Annotated in this window: 2 protein-coding genes and 1 pseudogene; all 3 read left to right on the plus strand. The window is 73.4% G+C overall.

Annotated features, from left to right (window positions below):
* The first annotated feature begins 186 nt into the window (after positions 1–186).
* The gene (locus GT042_RS30435) at positions 187–1,065 is read left to right on the plus strand and encodes a segregation/condensation protein A (RefSeq protein WP_345943979.1); all 879 of its coding nucleotides are present in this window, start codon (positions 187–189) and stop codon (positions 1,063–1,065) included.
* Positions 1,062–1,703: an SMC-Scp complex subunit ScpB gene (gene scpB / locus GT042_RS30440; protein WP_161311916.1), complete on the plus strand. Its 642-nt coding sequence runs from the start codon at positions 1,062–1,064 to the stop codon at positions 1,701–1,703. The genes GT042_RS30435 and scpB overlap by 4 nt, the downstream gene beginning before the upstream one ends.
* A pseudogene (locus tag GT042_RS30445) lies at positions 1,703–2,116 on the plus strand (hypothetical protein); the annotation flags it as partial. The gene scpB and the pseudogene GT042_RS30445, both read left to right, overlap by 1 nt.

The following is a 2,116-nucleotide window of genomic DNA, read 5'->3' on the forward strand; positions in this document are numbered from 1 at the left end:
GCACCCCGCCCGACACCCCCCGACCCGCCGGTGTCAGCCGCGCCCCCGATCCCCGGGACCACACCCCCACCGACCGCGACGCAGGCCGCTCACACCGGACCCGCCCCCGTCCCCGCACCGTCCGGTCCGGTGCGAGCCGGGACCGTGGAGGCGGGGCCCGAGGCCCTCGGCCCCGGGGACGGGGTGGTGCCGGGCGCGGCGTTGCCGTTGGGGGGCGGCGGGGATGTGGTGGAGGTCACAGAGTCCGGCGCGGTGGATGCCGATGCGCGGTTCACCGTGCGGCTCGTCAACTTCGAGGGGCCCTTCGACCTGCTGCTCCAGTTGATCTCCAAGCACAAGATGGACGTCACCGAGGTCGCGCTCTCCAAGGTGACCGACGAGTTCATGGTGCACATCCGGGCCATGGGACCCGACTGGGACCTCGACCAGACCACCGAGTTCCTCGTCGTCGCCGCGACGCTGCTCGATCTCAAGGCCGCGCGGCTGCTGCCCGCCGCGCAGGTGGAGGACGAGGCCGACCTCGCGCTGCTCGAAGCGCGGGACCTGCTCTTCGCGCGGCTGCTCCAGTACCGCGCGTACAAGCGCATCGCCGAGATCTTCAACGCCCGCTTCGACGAGGAGAGCCGCCGTTACCCCCGTACCGTCGGACTGGAACCCCACCACGCCGAGCTGCTCCCCGAGGTCGTCATCAGCATCGGACCCGGGGGGTTCGCGCGGCTCGCGGTCAAGGCCATGCAGCCCAGACCGCGCCCGCAGGTGTACATCGACCACATCCACGCGCCCCTGGTCTCCGTACGGGAGCAGGCGGGGCACGTCGTCGCGCTGCTGAGAGAGCGGGGCGAGGTCAGCTTCCAGGTCCTCACCGAGGACGCCGCCGACACCCTCACCGTCGTGGCCCGCTTCCTCGCCCTGCTGGAGCTCTACCGGGAGCGGGCCGTCGCGCTGGACCAGGAGGAGGCCCTCGGGACCCTCATGGTCCGCTGGACCGGCGGCGACCAGGACGCGGCGCCCGCCGTGACCGACGAATTCGACCAGGAACACACGAGCGACGAGGAGCGGTCATGAGCGAGCAGCAGCGGAGCACGGTCGCGGAGCTCGGCCTCAAGCCCGCCCTGGAGGCGGTCCTCATGGTCGTGGACGAACCCGTCTCCGAGACGCACCTCGCCAAGATCCTCGACCGCCCGCGCCGGGCCGTCGCCGACGCCCTGCGCGAACTCGCCGACGAATACACCGTCCAGCGGCGGGGATTCGAGCTGCGGACGGTCGCCGGCGGGTGGCGGTTCTACTCGCGCCCCGAGTACGCGGAGGCCGTCGAGGGCTTCGTCCTGGACGGCCAGCACGCCCGGCTCACCCAGGCCGCCCTGGAGACCCTCGCGGTGGTCGCGTACCGCCAGCCGGTGAGCAGATCGAGGGTCTCGGCCGTACGGGGAGTGAACTGTGACGGGGTCATGCGGACCCTCCTCCAGCGCGGGCTCGTCGAGGAGGCGGGCGCGGAACCCGAAACAGGTGCGATCCTGTACAGGACGACGAACTACTTTTTGGAGCGGATGGGCCTGCGCGGCCTGGACGAGCTTCCGGAGCTCGCGCCCTTCCTCCCCGAGGCGGACGCGATCGAGGCCGAGACCCTTGAAGGTGTCCCGTCGTTCGATCCGGACGCACCGTACGCCCCGGAAACTCACGCAGACGACAAGACGGAAATTTGATGCGAAGCGGTAACAGCAACAGCGGAAGCGGCAACCGGAACAGCGGGAGTGGGAGCGGGAGCGGCGCGAACCGGAACGGCGGCGGGGCCAGGAGCGGCGGCGCCGCGGGCGGCCGTGGCGGCGGCGCGGGCGGTGGCCGGAGCACCGGCGGCGGCCGTGGCGGCGGCGTCGGCCGGGACGGCAACCGCGGCGGCAGCACCCCCCGTACCAGCGGAAGCGGCTGGAGCGGCGGCAGCGGCGCGGGCCGCGGCGCCAGGGACGACCGGGGCCGCGACGACCGCGCGAGGGACGACCGCCCCAGGGACGACCGCGCCCCCGGCGCCGGCCGCGACGAGGAGCAGAAGCGCCTGTCCCGCCCCCGCCCCGAGGAGCGCCGGTACGACGTCGGCCGCTCCGGAGCGACCGGCGGCGCC

Origin of the sequence: Streptomyces sp. SID3212, assembly GCF_009865405.1 — a bacterium.
Lineage (GTDB): Bacteria > Actinomycetota > Actinomycetes > Streptomycetales > Streptomycetaceae > Streptomyces.